The 16,261-nt window shown below is 45.3% G+C and carries 11 protein-coding genes; 6 read left to right on the forward strand and 5 right to left on the reverse strand.

What is annotated here, in order from left to right:
* Nucleotides 1-13: 13 nt before the first annotated feature.
* Nucleotides 14-286 carry a restriction endonuclease gene (locus tag QUA99_RS29480; protein WP_445251056.1) on the reverse strand — a complete coding sequence of 91 codons (273 nt, stop codon included), beginning with the start codon at nt 284-286 and terminating at the stop codon, nt 14-16.
* 642 nt (nt 287-928) lie between these two features.
* Between QUA99_RS29480 and QUA99_RS29485 the strand changes: the two genes are divergently transcribed.
* Nucleotides 929-1,888, forward strand: coding sequence for an NAD-dependent epimerase/dehydratase family protein (locus QUA99_RS29485; RefSeq protein ID WP_333244063.1), 960 nt, complete (start codon nt 929-931; stop codon nt 1,886-1,888).
* A gap of 403 nt (nt 1,889-2,291) precedes the next feature.
* Entirely contained in the window at nt 2,292-3,770 is a 1,479-nt protein-coding gene (locus tag QUA99_RS29490) for an alpha-amylase (RefSeq protein WP_333244066.1), read from the forward strand.
* Nucleotides 3,771-3,836: 66 nt separating this feature from the next.
* Here QUA99_RS29490 and gnd read toward each other — a convergent pair whose 3' ends face one another.
* Nucleotides 3,837-5,291, reverse strand: a complete 1,455-nt coding sequence (gene gnd / locus QUA99_RS29495; RefSeq protein WP_333244069.1) for a decarboxylating NADP(+)-dependent phosphogluconate dehydrogenase — start codon at nt 5,289-5,291, stop codon at nt 3,837-3,839.
* Between the two features lie 422 nt (nt 5,292-5,713).
* Between gnd and QUA99_RS29500 the strand changes: the two genes are divergently transcribed.
* On the forward strand, nt 5,714-6,136 hold the full coding sequence (locus QUA99_RS29500) for a hypothetical protein (RefSeq protein WP_333244072.1): 423 nt from the start codon (nt 5,714-5,716) through the stop codon (nt 6,134-6,136).
* Nucleotides 6,137-6,349: 213 nt separating this feature from the next.
* On the opposite strand, the gene QUA99_RS29505 is transcribed toward QUA99_RS29500, so the two are convergent.
* The 3 genes from QUA99_RS29505 to QUA99_RS29515 all read right to left on the reverse strand — a co-directional run bounded on the left by QUA99_RS29505 (nt 6,350) and on the right by QUA99_RS29515 (nt 12,104).
* Complete coding sequence (locus QUA99_RS29505) at nt 6,350-6,970, reverse strand: Uma2 family endonuclease (protein WP_333244075.1); 621 nt, start codon at nt 6,968-6,970, stop codon at nt 6,350-6,352.
* Between the two features lie 612 nt (nt 6,971-7,582).
* Nucleotides 7,583-9,448 (reverse strand): ABC transporter ATP-binding protein, encoded by a 1,866-nt coding sequence (locus QUA99_RS29510; protein ID WP_333244077.1) that lies wholly within the window; start codon nt 9,446-9,448, stop codon nt 7,583-7,585.
* 319 nt (nt 9,449-9,767) lie between these two features.
* Nucleotides 9,768-12,104 (reverse strand): glycoside hydrolase family 31 protein, encoded by a 2,337-nt coding sequence (locus QUA99_RS29515; RefSeq protein ID WP_333244080.1) that lies wholly within the window; start codon nt 12,102-12,104, stop codon nt 9,768-9,770.
* A 375-nt stretch (nt 12,105-12,479) separates the two neighbouring features.
* On the opposite strand from QUA99_RS29515, the gene QUA99_RS29520 reads away from it, so the two are divergent.
* Genes QUA99_RS29520 through QUA99_RS29530 form a run of 3 tightly spaced genes read left to right on the forward strand, consistent with a single transcriptional unit; the run spans nt 12,480 to nt 15,798 of the window.
* Complete coding sequence (locus tag QUA99_RS29520) at nt 12,480-13,628, forward strand: protein phosphatase 2C domain-containing protein (RefSeq protein ID WP_333244083.1); 1,149 nt, start codon at nt 12,480-12,482, stop codon at nt 13,626-13,628.
* A gap of 5 nt (nt 13,629-13,633) precedes the next feature.
* Entirely contained in the window at nt 13,634-14,704 is a 1,071-nt protein-coding gene (locus QUA99_RS29525; RefSeq protein ID WP_333244086.1) for a serine/threonine-protein kinase, read from the forward strand.
* On the forward strand, nt 14,701-15,798 hold the full coding sequence (locus QUA99_RS29530) for a serine/threonine-protein kinase (protein WP_333244089.1): 1,098 nt from the start codon (nt 14,701-14,703) through the stop codon (nt 15,796-15,798). Before QUA99_RS29525 ends, QUA99_RS29530 begins: the two co-directional genes overlap by 4 nt.
* Nucleotides 15,799-16,261: the final 463 nt, after the last annotated feature.

Consider the following 16,261-nt stretch of genomic DNA (forward strand, 5'->3'; position numbering starts at 1 on the left):
CATAATATTGCTTTTAAATGTGTGTGATTTTTGACGCTCGGAGGACAACTTCATCATACCCTAGTTCAGCAACGCCACAATTCTTAGCTGTCACGATGAATTCGATGAGTCTTTTTCTATCCCATAACTCTACTTCGTTAGATTCAGCAAGTTTGCAAGCATTTTCGGTAAATCTGTTGTTGGTGATTACTATGCCTTTATTTTCTCGGTAATGTCTGACGGCTCTTGCTACTTCTTGCACTGCTTTAATCCCAACTGGATTTTTGCTTCTTTTTGCTTGAACCACGGTTTTTGAGTCATCTTTGTATAAAATTAAATCCGCCCCATAATCTTGAATACAGCAGCTTCCACATTTATGAAGTACACCCGCCTATAGTGAGATCCCCGTAGGGACACGGCACTGCCATGTCCCTACACTTCACAAACCTGGAATACGCTGTATCTTGAGTTAAACTAACACTATACCCACAATTTATAAATAAAATATATAAATTTTTAAACTCTTTTTCATTCATTTCATCTACTTCCAAAATGCTACAATAAATAATATATATAATAAACGTTTTTTTGACTCTTTCAATGTATCCAATACCGATGTTGCAATCACACCCAAAACGGCAGCGGTTCTTACTATAAAAACTTTCATAAAATTACATTTTTTTTTAATTATTAGTTATGATTGTACCAGATTTAGTCAGTATAGTTATCTACCAAGAGGTCAAGCGCATTACTAGCTTAATTACTGATAAATTAAACATAAAATTCCCTTCTTTTAGATGCCAGACTTATTAAAGAAGTCGGGGTTCTGGGTATTCTGTAGAAAAATACCAGCAACCGATCTCTAAAATAACTACTTTTTCTATCAATAGAGGGTCGCGCCACGGCGGTCAAAAATAGTAAGCATATAGAAGACACGTTATCAAAACACATGACAGACACAAAGCTGAGCATTGTCATTACAGGCGCAGATACTGAACTCGGACAAGCAACCGTCCGGCAGTTTGCAGCGCTGGGACACAAAGTAACGGGATTGACGCAGGACAAAGATGGTGCAGCAACCGTGCGTTCCCACGGCGGAATCGCGGTAGAAACCGATCCATCCAATCCTGTTGAACTCAGGGAGGCGATTCTGGGTGCTAATGCAGATGTGGTTGTAAACCTGACTCCCCAAAAGGCAAATACGCTGCTAAGCGATGGGCAAGATTGGAAAGGATTTGATAAAACTCTTTCGGCAACGACTGCTGCATTGCTGGCAGCGGTAAAAGACACAAATATCAAGTTGCTAATTCACACCAGCTACACTTTTCTGTATGGCAACACGAGGGATGCGACAGAAAGCACACCGCTGAGTATACCTGGTGATGACCCAATTTTCAAAATGGCGATCGCCACCGAAAACCAGGTCACAAACAGTCAGATTCCGGCTTGTGTCTTGCGGCTGGGATACCTCTACGGGCCGCAATCTGAAGACTTGAAACTTTACATCAAATCGTTCAAATTAGGTCGTCCCTATTTTGCCGGGCCTGACAGCAATCTGGGAAACTGGCTGCATTTTGAGGATGCTGCGAGTGTCTTGGTACAGGTAGCCCAACAGCAACCGAAAGGTGCAATTTTTAATGTTGTGGATGGTGTTCCGGTGTCTTTTGCTGATTTTATCGATCGATTTGCCTTCACGCTGGGCAGAAAACGCCCCGGGCACATCCCAATGTGGCTGACGCCGCTGGCACTCGTGTTAGTTGTCACCCCTCAACAAGTGGATTTGTTAAAGCTTTCTACTACCGTTGGGGGCGACTCATTCCGCCAGCAGTTTGGGTGGAGTCCGCGCTATCCCAGCTACCGGGAGGGGTTGCAGCAAACGGTTGAGACGTGGGGATCGAGTGCTGCTTAAATTGTTTTGATTCCTGGCACTGTTTGCTGTGAACTTGAATAACTTGGACTTGGGCTTTTTGTATCGACTCAAGTTCAAGTATCGTTCAAAGAGTCAGGCGATCGCTATTTAATGACGAATATATTAAAAGCTATCTCGGAAACAAACCTCAATGGATTTTAGATTTTAGAACTGTAACAAAACTTTAATCACACCCAAACCGGAGTTTTAGAAAAAATTAATGCGGATACCGTGACAATTGGCAATGCTGTAGCCTAAGATCGCCTTAAATTGTCAGTAAGCTGTCGCGCATTTAAATTGTATATTCTCCGCGGGCGGGACGCCCACCCCACAAGACTTTGATTTTTTTTGACAGACAATTTAAAGGCTGCAACAGTTTATCATCTCAAGGCAAGGGTGAAAAATGGCAGATATCAACGGCACGATGATGCAATATTTCCACTGGTACATGGACGATCGAGGAACCCTGTGGGATGAGGTGAAAAACCAAGCTAAACAATTAGCAGATGCTGGTTTTACGGCAATGTGGCTGCCCCCTGCTTACAAAGGAATGGGCGGGAAAAGCGACGTTGGATATGGGGTGTACGACTTATTTGATTTGGGAGAATTCAACCAACAAGGTTCAATTCGCACCAAATACGGTACTAAGCAGCAATATTTGGATGCGATCGCAGCCCTGCACAAATCTCAGATCCAAATCTATGCCGATGTAGTTATCAACCACAAAATTGGTGCAGATGCAGCAGAGATATTTAAGGCAACTCCTTATCCTCACCACAATCGGCTAAATCCCAAAGGTAGGTTGCAAGAAATCAAAAGCTACACCAATTTTAACTTTCCCGGACGCAAAGGTAAATATTCCCAATTTGAATGGCACTGGTGGCATTTTGACGCAGTAGACTACAACGAATACAATCCAGACGATCGCGGTACAGTCTATTTGGTAGAAGGGAAATTTTTTGATGACTATGTTGCCCTAGAAAATGGCAATTTTGCATATTTAATGGGGTGCGATCTGGATTTCCAGGATCGATGGGTAAGAGATGAAATTACACGCTGGGGTAAGTGGTATCTCGACACAACAGGTGCCGACGGTTTCCGTATAGATGCAATCAAGCACATATCGTCTTGGTTTTTTCCGGAATGGTTGGATGAATTGGAACGATATGTTGGCAAAGATTTGTTTGTTGTCGGTGAGTATTGGGCACCAAATATCGATATCCTGCACTGGTATGTCGGTTCAGTTAAAGGCAAAATGTCAGTTTTTGATGTGCCGCTGCATTACAACTTTTATTACGCCAGCCAACAGGGCGGTAACTACGATATGCGGCGCATCTTAGACGGTACAATGATGCAGCAGCAACCGACTCATGCAGTAACCTTTGTCGAAAACCACGACTCCCAACCGCTGCAAGCACTTGAATCTGTGGTAGAACCCTGGTTTAAACCTCTTGCTTATGCGATTATTCTCTTGCGAAGAGAAGGTTATCCCTGCGTTTTCTACGGCGATTATTACGGTGCAGAATATGAAGATTGGGGGCGCGACGGCAATCGGTATAAGATTGTTATGCCCTCTCACCGATCGCTAATTGACAAGTTTCTCCATGCTCGCAAACACTTCGCCTACGGCCCTCAATATGACTATTTCGATCATTGGAATACCATTGGCTGGACGAGATTGGGCAATGGGAAACATCCACAGGCAATGGCAGTAATTATGAGTGACGGCCCCGAGGGTTTCAAGTGGATGGAAGTTGGTAAACCTCATGCTAAGTTTGTGGATTTAACAGGGCATATTCAGGAACCTGTTTCTACTAACGAGTGGGGTTGGGGCGAGTTTCGCTGTCAAGGGGGTTCAGTATCCGTATGGGTTCAGGAATAAGAGCGGTTTGTAGTAATCTCATTGTCTATCTGTAAGGTGCGCCGAAACGCACCCTACAAAAATTAATTAATCGGTAGTACCGGTTTGCAGCGACTCTTTAGCAGTCTGCGTCCACTCTGAGTGGAAGAATTCGCCGCGCGGTTTGTCGGTGCGTTCGTAGGTGTGAGCCCCGAAATAATCCCGCTGAGCTTGCGTGAGATTTTGCGGCAATCTTGCGCGCCGGTAGCTGTCGAAATAGTCCAGCGACGCGCTAAAGGCTGGTACTGCAATTCCTAGTGTGCTAGCAGTAGCCAAAACCTCCCGCCAAGCTGATTGGCGATCGAGAATGCTCTGTTTGAACTCCGGCGCTAACAGCAAATTCGGCAACGCGGGATCGTCCTTGAAAGCTGTTTTAATCTTGTCCAAAAATCCAGCCCGAATAATACAGCCACCCTTCCAAATTCGGGAAATTTCGCTCAAACTTAAGTCATAGTTGTACGACTTCGAGGCCGCGCTCAAAAGTGCCATACCTTGCGCGTAGGAGCAAATCTTCGAGCAGTAAAGCGCATCCCGGACTTTGTTCACAAACTCTTTAGTATCGCCTTCGTACTTGCCGCTAGGCCCCGTCAGTGCTTGGGAAGCTTTAACGCGCTCGTCTTTGTAAGAAGACATGATTCTAGCATTCACAGCAGCGATAATTGTGGGAATGCTCACGCCCAATTCCAAAGCACTCATGACAGTCCAGCGCCCGGTACCTTTTTGGCCCGCTGCGTCCATAATTACCTCAACTAAGGGTTGCTTAGTTTCCGGGTCAATGTACTTGAAAATGTTAGCCGTAATTTCAATCAAAAACGAGTTGAGTTCGTCTGTGGTATTCCATTCGGCAAAAACTTCCTGCAACTGCTTGCCGTCCAATCCACCAACGTTTTTGAGCAAATCGTAGGCTTCAGCAATGAGCTGCATATCCCCGTACTCAATGCCGTTGTGAACCATCTTCACGTAGTGACCGGCGCCGCCAGGGCCGATGAATGTGACGCAGGGGCCGTCATCTACTTGAGCGGCAATTTTGGTGAGAATTGGCTCTAGTAGGCCGTAAGCTGTTCGCGTACCGCCGGGCATCAAGCTAGCACCGTTGAGCGCGCCTTCTTCCCCGCCGCTGATGCCCATGCCGACAAATCCCAGTCCGATCGATTCTAAATCTTTGGTGCGGCGTTCGGTGTCGTCGTATAGCGAGTTGCCGCCGTCAATAATCATGTCGCCCGGTGACAGCATGGGTTTGAGCTGGTCGATGACCGCATCTACGGGTTTCCCAGCTTGCACCATGACTAAGATTCGGCGCGGGGTTTCTAGGGCATCGACGAATTCTGTCAGAGTCTTAGTGCCTACAATGTTCTTGCCGGGGGCGCGCAGGGCCATGAAGTCGTCGGTTTTGGCTGCTGTGCGGTTGTACACAGCTACGGAGAAGCCTCTGCTTTCGACGTTGAGTGCTAGGTTCTCGCCCATCACTGCTAGACCGATTAAACCAAAATTTTGCTTTGTCATGCTAATAACCCGCTGGTTTTTCCCGCTTGATGATAGGTTTGCGAGAGAGGAAAGCGAGGCGGGGTGTAGCGCTTTCCTGTGGACAGAAAGTATCGGACAATAGACCTATGAAGTTTAAGCTAACATCTTGCACCATTGTCAATCAGTCTTTCACGGGCGGGCAGGATGCCCACCCCACAAGCAAATTTTCTCTTTGCTTCACAGGCATCTTGCCTGTTGTCGATCGCGGTGCAAGATGTCAGTTTAAGTGTATTTTTATATTCTAAAAATTGATGTTTGGTGAATCAGTAGGGTTTTTTTAAGATTTAAGGGATATTAATGACGCGGGCAGGTGATGATAAGGCAGGTATTATGTCGATCGCAGTAACGGTAGATACAAACAAGCGGACATTTTAAGGAAAATTGAGGAGACTGTTGTAACTATGGAAGATTTGCAGTATCTGGCTGCTTGGGTGAAAGAGCAACACGCTCGGGAGTATATTTTGACTTGGCTGCTGAGTCAACAGGGGCTGTGGTGGTCTGATGGGGATATTTATCAGGCCGTTTTGCAAAAGTCGGGAAAGCTTTTGAAAGCTTACGTGCAAAAAAGGCAAGCGGGAGAGTTATTTGAGGGAATTTCTGAGAAGTTGGTGGGAGATGAGAATTGGGATGATTTGGTGGTGAGTTTGGCGCGAATTGTTGCTGTTTATCAAGAGGAATTGCTGAAGTTGCAAGAGCGGGATCGCCGGGGTGATGGGCTAAAAAAAAATTTGATTAGCCAACCGTTGACTGGAGATTCTTTGTCGCTTTTGGAGGTCCAGCAAGCTTTGCCCGATCCTTATGCGGATACGCTGACGGGGAGATAATTTGCGATCGACTTTTCGGAGGCACAAGAATCTCAGAAACCGGGTTTCTTCCTATATCTCTCGTACTCAACCAAAAATTGTCGCAGAAACCCGGTTTCTCGCCACGCAGTGAATCCCAAAAACCGGGTTTCTTCCTATATCTCTCGTACTCAACCAAAAATTGTCGCAGAAACCCGGTTTCTCGCCAGCCAACTAAAGAAAATGGATCGAGATTCAAGGGTTGAGAATAGGTGTAATATCTAGAAGAAATCCGGGAAGTACATCTTCACCCGAAAGTGTAGGCGGTTGGTCAAAAGAGAAATTAATAACTTCTGCTACCTCTTCAGACAACCGATAGATTTCTACTAAAGGCGTTTGGGGGTCAATTAGCCAACCTAAGCGACAGCCGTTAGTTTGATAATACCGCATTTTACCCCGCAATGTTTCTAGGGAATCAGTTTGCGATTCCCTACGGGATAGCTTCGCTTCACGCAATTCTATTACAAAGTCCGGGCACAGGGGAGGAAATTTGCGCTTATCTTCTGCGGATAATGCTTCCCAACGTTCTAGAAGTACCCAAGCAACATCAGGGGAACGCTTCGCACCGTTGGGTAATTGAAAGACAGTGGAAGAGTCAAAGACTTTTCCCAATCGAGTCTGACGATTCCACAAATTTAGGTCTGTAGTCAAATCGGAATTTCTGATGCCACTTTCGCCGCCTGTTGGAGGCATAATAATTAGTTCTCCTTCGGGGGTTTGTTCTAATCGCCACTCTTCATTAGCGATGGACAATTGATAAAATTGTTCGTCGGTTAAAGCGACGGCTGCAGGTAGGTTGAGAGTTATAGTTTCCATCGTTGATATTATCGCCAACTAGGTTGGTTTTATTATAGCTCGCACTTTCTGACAATTTTCTCAAAAAGATCGCACGATCAGAAACCGGGTTTCTTCCGATATTTCTCGTACTCAGCCGCAAATTGTCGCAGAAACCCGGTTTCTCGCCACCCAGCTAATCCCAGGAACCGGGTTTCTTCCGATATTTCTCGTACTCAACTGAAAATTGTCGCAGAAACTGGGTTTCTCGCCACCTAACGAGAGAAATTAGATGGCAAATCCGCGATAACTTATCACAATCACCCGCGCCCAATTCCCCACGCTAACCCACAAGTCCGCCGGGGGTTGAAAACCCCCGTCTCATAGCAAAAGTCCTCTCAAAGAGGACTGAAAGAAACATTTTTGAACAAGCATTGCAATATCTCCCCAGTCGGTTTCAACTGAGATATTGCACCATTATCAATTAGCCGTAGGGGCGGGTTCGCCAACAGCCTTAAAGCTTGCAAATAGGTTCTATAAACCCGCCCCACCCCACGAAAAATCCTCTTATTTATATTGCTGCAAGATGTCATTTTCAACCGACTTTCGCTATGAGACAGGGGTTTTAACCCCTGGCGGACTGTTGATTTCACTCTAAATATAGCTACTAGCTTGACGGGTGAACATTGAGCAGTAAATTCCGTTTGATGCGATCAATTCGTCGTGAGTTCCTATTTCTGCTATTTTACCGTTTTCCATGACGGCGATGCGATCGGCAATTTTGGCCAATCCCAATCTGTGACTGATGACTATTGTTGTTTTCCCGGCGGCTATTTGGCGGAAGATGCTGTAAATTTCGTGTTCTGTCTTGGGGTCGAGGGCGGCGGTTGGTTCGTCAAAAATGAGCACTTCGGCTGTAGAAAGCCGCATTAAGGCGCGGGCGATCGCAATTCTTTGCCACTGTCCCCCCGATAAGTCGATGCCGTCTTCTAATTGTTTCCCCAACGGTGTCTCTAAACCTTGCTCTAAACTGTTGACTTTAGCTGCAATTCCTGCTTCAGAAATAGCTTCGTTAATTGCGGTGTCATCCGATAGGGAAAGCAAGTCGCCGAAACCGACGTTTTCGCGGACTGTGGAGGGGAAACGGGCGTAATCTTGCATGACTACGGCGATGCGCGATCGCACGTATGCTAGAGAGTACGATCGCAAATCTTTGCCGTTCCAGGCGATCGTACCACTTGTGGGGTCGTACAGGCGACCGAGGAGTTTGCCAAGAGTGGTTTTACCCGCGCCATTTTCACCAACAAGCACTAGCATTTCACCCTGATTAATGGTTAAGTTGATATTTGCAACCGTACTTTTATTGCTGCCGGGATAGCAGAAAGATAAATGCTTAATCTCGATGCCAATTTTATCTTTTGTGGGGGGGGAATCTTGCCCGCCTTCTGGTAAACTAGGCAGGCGAGATGCTACATCTCCAAGCGGAGACTGCAATTCTGGTTTGAGTTCTAACAGTTGAAAAATCGGACTAACACCGAGAGAGATATCGTACAAATTAGCATAATTGCCTATAAGTAATTGCAAACTTTGCTCCACCTGAACAATCAAACCCGAATAAAGCGCCAAATCTCCCAAAGTATAGCGACCACCCAAAGCTCCCATTACCACATAAACAAATGGCAAAGCTACTCCGATTCTACTAAAGACTGACCACAAAAGTAAAACAATTGCTCCTTTTTTTCGGATTTGCTGCATCTCGCTAAAAAACTGCAAAAACTGACCCTGCCAGCGTTTGAGCCAAAGTTCCTGCAACCCAAACAAACGCAATTCTTTAGCGTATTCTTCCCCCGTCAAGACTCTAGCGGATAAGTTCATTTCACGAGTTATTTTAGCTTGCTTTCTTTGAACTCTCCAGATGATTTTGCTATATTTTCTTTGGATGTAAATTGAGGGGCAGGATGAAATCAACATCAGCACTGGCACCCACCAAGCTATCGCAGCAGCAAGGCCTATCGATGGAATAAATATAAAAATTCCGGTGACTGTCATGCTGATGGTAAAGGCTAGTTGCTGTATTTTGAATACTCCCGTTTTGGCTAGTTCGACAATATTTAATAGTTCGGGGTTTTCAAAGAGGGCAATATCGTCGAAATTGGCGACTTTTTCGATGACTTTTCCTTCGACAAAGCCTTGAACGCGATCGCGCAAAGATGTCGAGACAAAAGAGCCCATTGTGTCTAGGGCATCGCCGACTAACCTGAGACTTAAGACTCCGGCAATACTCCACAGCAATATTGGCCGGGAAAGCATCAAAGCAAAGGGCTGTGCTGTTTGGGTTTGCGATAGCAACCGAGATACTTCATCAATGATTAATTTATCTAAAAAAAGCACGGCAGATGGGGCAGCACCGCCGATGATGTTGAGTATTATTAAATTTCGGAGTTCTATTGGTGCGGCTTTGATTATCAGGTCCAGGCTGCGCCACAGAGCTTGGAATGTGGTAATTTGGATGGGTTGCATAATTCAATCGCAATAATTTTATTTGTTCATCTCCTCCTGCTGTATTATAACAGTAGTCGTCAAGTAATATAGTTCGCTAACAATTAGGCCGCCAGGGATTTAAATCCCTGTCTCATAGCTAAAGTCCTCTAAAGAGGACTGTTGGTTAATATTTAGAATTTGAGTTGGTTAGCTTCGTTTGAACAGGAGTGCCTCTCAATATGTACAGGATTTACATCAAGTCTGCTAGGCTGTTTCTTCAGTCCACTTAAGTGGACTTGAGCTGTGAGACGGGGGTTTTAACCCCCGGCGGGTTAGTGGGAAAGCGGCAAATATCAAACTATCCAAATGTCAAACGCCGCACCGTACCGTCATCTGTAAATCGTTGTTCGCCAACGCCAACAACTTCCACAATAACTTCGCGTTCAGAAATCGAAAATTGACCCTCGCGCGCGGCAATTTCAACGATGATTTTTTCCCCTTCCAAATACACCTTGTAATTAGTCGTAGCCCAGACACCTTTTTGGTGTTCAAAACTGTGTCCGTCGTCCTCATAAAGCGTCCATTCACCGCTTCCGGGCCAAATTCGCATTTTTAATGACTCAAGCGGTTCTTCGCTCACAAATTGCCTCACAGGTGCGATCGCAATTATGCCCCCTCCCCGCACGTAAAGCGGCATTCTCTCCAAAGGTGCATAAGCTAAAATGTGCCTCGGGCCCTGATAGCATTCACCCGTCCACCAATCGTACCAAGTACCCTCGGGCAAATACACGGCGCGGTGTTGAACTCCCGGGCGGTAAACAGGTGCAGCCATCAGCGACGGGCCGAGTAATACTTGATCGTAAAGGTGATAAGTTGCCCGATCGCGCGGAAAGTGATATAGTAGCGGTCGCAAAATCGGCGTTCCCGTCGTCGCTGCTTCCCAAAACAACGTGTAAAGATAAGGCAACAACTGATAGCGCAAATTGATGTATTCGCGGCAAATCTTCTCCGTGCGATCGCCAAAAACCCACGGTTCGTGCTGCGCCGTACTCATCGCCGAATGACCGCGCATCAAGGGATACAGCATCCCCACCTGCATCCACCGCGCGAACAGTTCAGCCGTTGCATTCCCCGCAAAACCGCCGATGTCGCAACCGACAAACGCCACGCCGGAAAGCCCCATATTGCAAAGCATTGGTAGCGACATTTCTAAGTGTTCCCACTGCGATTGATTGTCGCCCATCCACACCGAGGAGTAACGCTGAACGCCCGCAAAACCCGATCGCGTCAGCACAAAAGATCGATCGTTCGATCGCACTTTTTGCAACCCCTCAGCACAAGCTTTCGCCATCATCAACCCATACAAATTGTGGGTTTCAGCGTGGGTGGCGCGATCGGATTCCGGGCCTTGCGGTGTATCCAGGGGAAAGCTGATGTGTTCGCCGCCGTCGCCAAAAGGCCGTTCGGCGATCGCAGGTTCGTTCATGTCGTTCCAAATCCCCGCAATCCCAACATCTGTCAGGGTTTTGTGCAATTCGCCCCACCACTGGCGCACCTCCGGCCGCATAAAGTCGGGAAACACCGCTTTGTCCGGCCAAACGTAACCGTGGAATAGCTTTCCCTCGGCGGTGCGGACGAAATAGTCATTCTCCACACCCCGATCGAATATTTCATAATCTGCTTCCGGTTCGTACTTGACACCGGGATCGACAATCGTGACCACCTTAAAACCCGCTGCTTTCAAGTCTGCAATCAGTTTCGCCGGATCGGGGAAACGCTTCGGGCTCCAGGTAAAAACGCGGTAGCCGCGCATATAGTCGATGTCGAGGTGGATGACATCGCAGGGAATCGCCCGATCGCGAAATTCCTTCGCCAACTCCCGCACAACGTCCTCGGATTCGTAGCTCCAGCGGCATTGGTGGTATCCCAGCGCCCATTTTGGCGGAAGTGGCATCCGGCCGGTTAACTGCGTGTAGGTGGCGATAATTTGGGCGGGTTCCGGGCCGTAAATGATGTAGTAGTCGAGTTCCCGGCCTCTGGTTTCCATCCGCAAAACCCCCGGTTGTTCGGCGCCGATGTCGAATTGACTCCAAAATGTCGTGTTGAAGAAAATGCCGTAAGCGCGATCGGGATTCAGGGCGATGTAAAATGCGATCGCCTGGTACATTTCATCGGTGAGGGAATTGTAGTCGAGGGAGTCGGTTGTCCAGTTTGTCTTGACTTCGGAGAGTTTGTCGAGAAAGCCGGTGCGTTCGCCGAAACCGTAGAAGTGCTCGTCTGCTTCGATGCGCTTCCAGCCTGCGGTTGCACCTGCGCGCCATCCCATACTGCGATCGCAGTCGCTAGCAAAGGGTTTTCCCGATTTGTCAAAGCATTCGAGTGCAGGGCGAGATCGCTTGACAGAAATTAATATTTGTGATGTTTCAATTTCTATTTTTTCGTCTGTTTCTCGCACTTCAAAGGGTATAATTTCCCACTCTTCGTCAGCGAGGGTTATTGAGTACGATCGGCTTTTGAATTCACCTGTCGGGGACATTCGCACTCGGATTAAATTCGGTGCGAGGATGCTGATGTTTAGGGAAGTTTCGCCGCAATTAAAGTGAATTGTGCGATCGCTCTTACTTATAGATTGTACTGAGCCGATCGTTGACCAAGGCTGTTCAGTTTTTTGGAGTTTTCCGAAGTATTGTGGCATATGCGATTTTAGGTTCCCGTTCCTAACTATAATGCCAGTAGAGGGCGAAAGCTCGCTCTCTCTTAGGTTAGAAGCAATAAAGCGCGATCGGCTCCTGGTTCAGTTTCTCAGTTTGCTAAAATTATTTCAAAAACTTATGCGATCGCGTCTACAGAATGAAGCTAGACATAGAAAAGCTGTTTGCGGTAGTTGACAGCCATATTTGGTAAATTATACCGCAGTTGTGATATAATTTACCCAATGACTGAGGTGAACTTTGACTAAAAAGCAATCGGAGTAGAGTTTAACACGCAAAATATGTAGAAGGTTATTTCCGAAACACACTATGCTCAGAATTGCGTTGAGTAAAATAAATTAGGTAGTCGAGTATTTTGGATGGTGCAAGATATGGCGGAAAGTCAATTCTATAAGCAGCTCCAAGAAGGAATCTCCAGATGGTTAAAGTTTGGAGAAAAATCTGGATTTACAGAATTAGAGTCTGCAACAGTTGTATTAAGTAGCGTTTTAGGCAAACGGTCAGAGAATCAAGACCGCGCAATTTTTCTGAGAGTAAAGTTTGAAAAATCCCGCAAACCTTCTATTGCAGCACTCGTACTTTGTGATGGGATGGGGGGTATGGTGAATGGTGGGGAGTGTGCAAATCTGGCAATAAGTACATTTGCTGCATCTTTAGTACATAGCAATGCCTCTACGTTGATCGAGAAACTCGAAGTGGGTATACACGACGCTAACGAGGCTGTTTATAACGCTTTCCAAGGAAAAGGGGGAGCAACTTTGTCAGCAGTAATCTGTAATGAAACGAAAGATTGGGCCGCAGTAAACGTAGGAGATAGTCGAATTTATGGCGTACTCAATAGCGGTGTAGTAGAGCAACTTACGATTGACGATACATTGGAAAAACAACTTGCAGCTTTAAATCTTCCTTCTCCCCCGCCTGAATTTAGGCAATTATTGCAGTACGTTGGTATGGGAGAAGGCATTGAGCCGCGACGTGTTGAATTAAAACCATCTTCTGATATGAAATGCTTGCTTATTACGTCGGATGGTGCTCACGGCATTCCTGAGAACATATTTCATTCATTAGTAAGCTATGCAGAAAGTCCCAGAGAAGTTGTTTCTAGACTGACCGCTCTTTCAGAATGGTTGGGTGGCAAGGATAATTCTACAGTAGCGGCTTTAACTATTGGAAAAAATTTATTTTCAAGAAATGAAGAATCTGATTTAAGTTATCTTGAAATTTGGAGCATCCCCGGAAAAGTAGAATTTTTTAGTATCAAAGCTGCACAAACTGATGCTCTTCCAGATAAATCCTTAAATACTCCAGATGCCAGTGCCTCGGGAGTTGAGGAACCTCTTAAACAAGAAAAAATCCCACTGCCGAAGAAGCAACCAAAGAAAAAGAATCAAGACAATGCTCAAAAGATAGAGTTCAATGGTGTAAACAGTAACAAAACTAATGGCGGTAAAGGTGAAGTTGACAAGCCAGTACCCCAACTAAATATTGAGTTTTCTGAGGAGAATTAGTTGTTATGTCAAGTGGCATCCCGTCTCGTTATGTTCCGACAGGAAAAGTGCTTAGGGGTGGAATGGGAGAAGTTTTGGTCTGTCAAGATACGAATCTTGAGAGGCAAGTTGCCATTAAGTTCATTCAAGATGTTAGAGCTCAGCGCCGACTCTTTGATGAGCTAGCTGCATTACAAAAAATTCGCTCAAAGCATGTCGTTCAAATCTTTGATGTTTTCCTAAATGAAGCTGATAGACGAGTTGGGATCGTCCAGGAATATGTTTCTGGTGATGACTTACAATCTTTTGCAGATCGGAATTCCTTGTCGAGAGATGAATATCTGAAGGTTCTCTATCAGATATCCTCGGGAATTAGTGATATTCATGCCCAAGGCTTAATTCATAGAGATATTAAGCCTAACAATATGAAGTTTGACCAGGCAAATATTATTAAGATATTTGATTTCGGTTTAGCTAGGTTTTCAGGTAAAGACGACTCAACTGTGGGATTTATTGGAACTGAGGGTTTTGCAGCGCCTGAATTATATAGATCGGGATTTGTTCCGTTTACGAATGCTGTTGATACATATGCTTTTGGTATTACTGCGTGGTATCTCTCTGGGGAGGAAATCCCAAACGCTTTGTTAAGAAGGCCACCTCATCTTGCAACTATTCCAAGTTTTTCTTCTATTCCTTTGGGTATTCCTGATGCAATTGTTAAGGTACTCGATCGCACCCTAACTGCCGATGCAAGTGAGAGACCTGCGATGTCAGAAATCAAGGATATTCTTGGTAATTATCTTCTGCATGGCAAACATCGTGGACTACTTGTATACGAAAGCGAGACATATACGCTGGAAACAATTAATCAGCGCGTAAAACTGGATGTTACCAATTATGGTTCTATCCACATTAAATATGACGGCTTTAACTTCTTAGTTGATGCAGTGAATGGCTCAGTTTTTGTCAACAATCAGCTAGTAGAAAAAGGTCAAGCTCTTCCTAAAAGTTGCGTCATCACACTAGGAGATAATTTTGGTAAGAGACGCAGGTTATTTCTGACTTTTGACATATCTAATCCAGAGGTTGTTTTATGACGGAAAATCACATTCATAATATCGGCGATCTAGTAGATAATCGTTATGAGATCCTTCGCTTTGTCGGTGAAGGCGGGATGCAGCAAGTCTATTGTGCAAGAGATTTAGTGCTTGGCAGAGAAGTAGCTCTTAAATTGCCTAAAAATTCATCAGCAAAAAAGAGGTTTAAGCGAAGTGCTGTGGTCAGTGCAAAAGTTAATCATCCAAATGTAGCAAAAACATTAGATTATCTTGAAACTGACTCATCGCCTTATTTAGTAGAAGAGTTTATTACAGGAAAAGATCTTAAAGAAGGGTTATTACAGCAATTAGGTATCGTCGATCCATATCTCACTGCTAAGATTCTTCATTACTTAGCTAAGGGTGTTGCAGCTTCGCATAATGCAGGTGTTATTCATCGAGATCTGAAGCCAAGTAATGTGATGTTTTCAGGCGATTTCAATCTATCAGAGATTAAAATCACCGACTTCGGTATAGCTAAGATGGCTGAGGAAGAGATTGTAAATGCTGTTGAGGGTGGTGAATCTTCAACAAGTGCTTCCGCTACAGTCATGGGAGCCTTACCATATATGGCACCTGAAATGATTCGAGAGGCTCGCAAGGCAGGTAAGCCATCAGATATATGGGCGATTGGAGCAATGATTTATGAATTAATGAGCGGTCAAAAACCCTTTGGTTTTGGATTAAATGCGGTTCCCACTATCCTTGCAGCTATTCCACCCCAAAAACCTGGCTATATTGATAAAAATCTACAGTTTCAGTCCCTCGGCAATGAGTTGTATACACTAATCCTTGAATGTTTGAATCTGCATCCAGAAGCTCGCCCTACTGCCGATGAGCTAGTACAACGGTGTGAAAAACTTTGCTATCCAGTTGTTGAGCGTCAAATTGGCATATGTAATTATTTACATTCAAATTATGATTGGGGATTTATTCAAAGTGATGGTGGAGGCACTATCTTCTTCCATTTTGATAGTATCTATGGCAATAAACCAACTGTCGGGAGTCGTGTTTGTTTTTCGGCATTTCCAGGTTTACCATATCCACGTGCTCATCCTGTTGTCTTAATCCAGGGTGTAAATACAAATCCATGAAATGTGAATCTAACAACTACGTTGCACCGAATCGCGTTTGAGCATCGATCCTACCCGGCGAACAGTGAGGCGAGTATTTGGGAAAACGGTTTGTTCTCCCATGATATTTGACTCACTGACTAAACGCTTTTGCCAATCTTTGAAGCATGGAATTGTCTCCGACAATTCACTGGCGAGATCGCTTTACGGAAATTAATATTTGTGCGGTTTCAATTTCTATTTTTTCCTCGGTTTCTCGCACTTCAAATGGTGTAATTTCCCACTCTTCGTCAGCGAGGGTTATTGAGTGCGATCGGCTTTCTACCCCCCCTTGCCCCCCCTTACTAAGCAGGGTGGATTAATTGTCAAAAGAGTAAACCAGTGGGGCTAGGCTATTTGCTGACGACCACGCGCCAGATTTAATTGGTTTATCTTGATGAGATAAACCGAAAAGTAATTCGCTAACATATTCAAGTTGATTGGC

Source organism: Microcoleus sp. F10-B2, assembly GCF_036704965.1.
Classification (GTDB): domain Bacteria; phylum Cyanobacteriota; class Cyanobacteriia; order Cyanobacteriales; family Microcoleaceae; genus Microcoleus.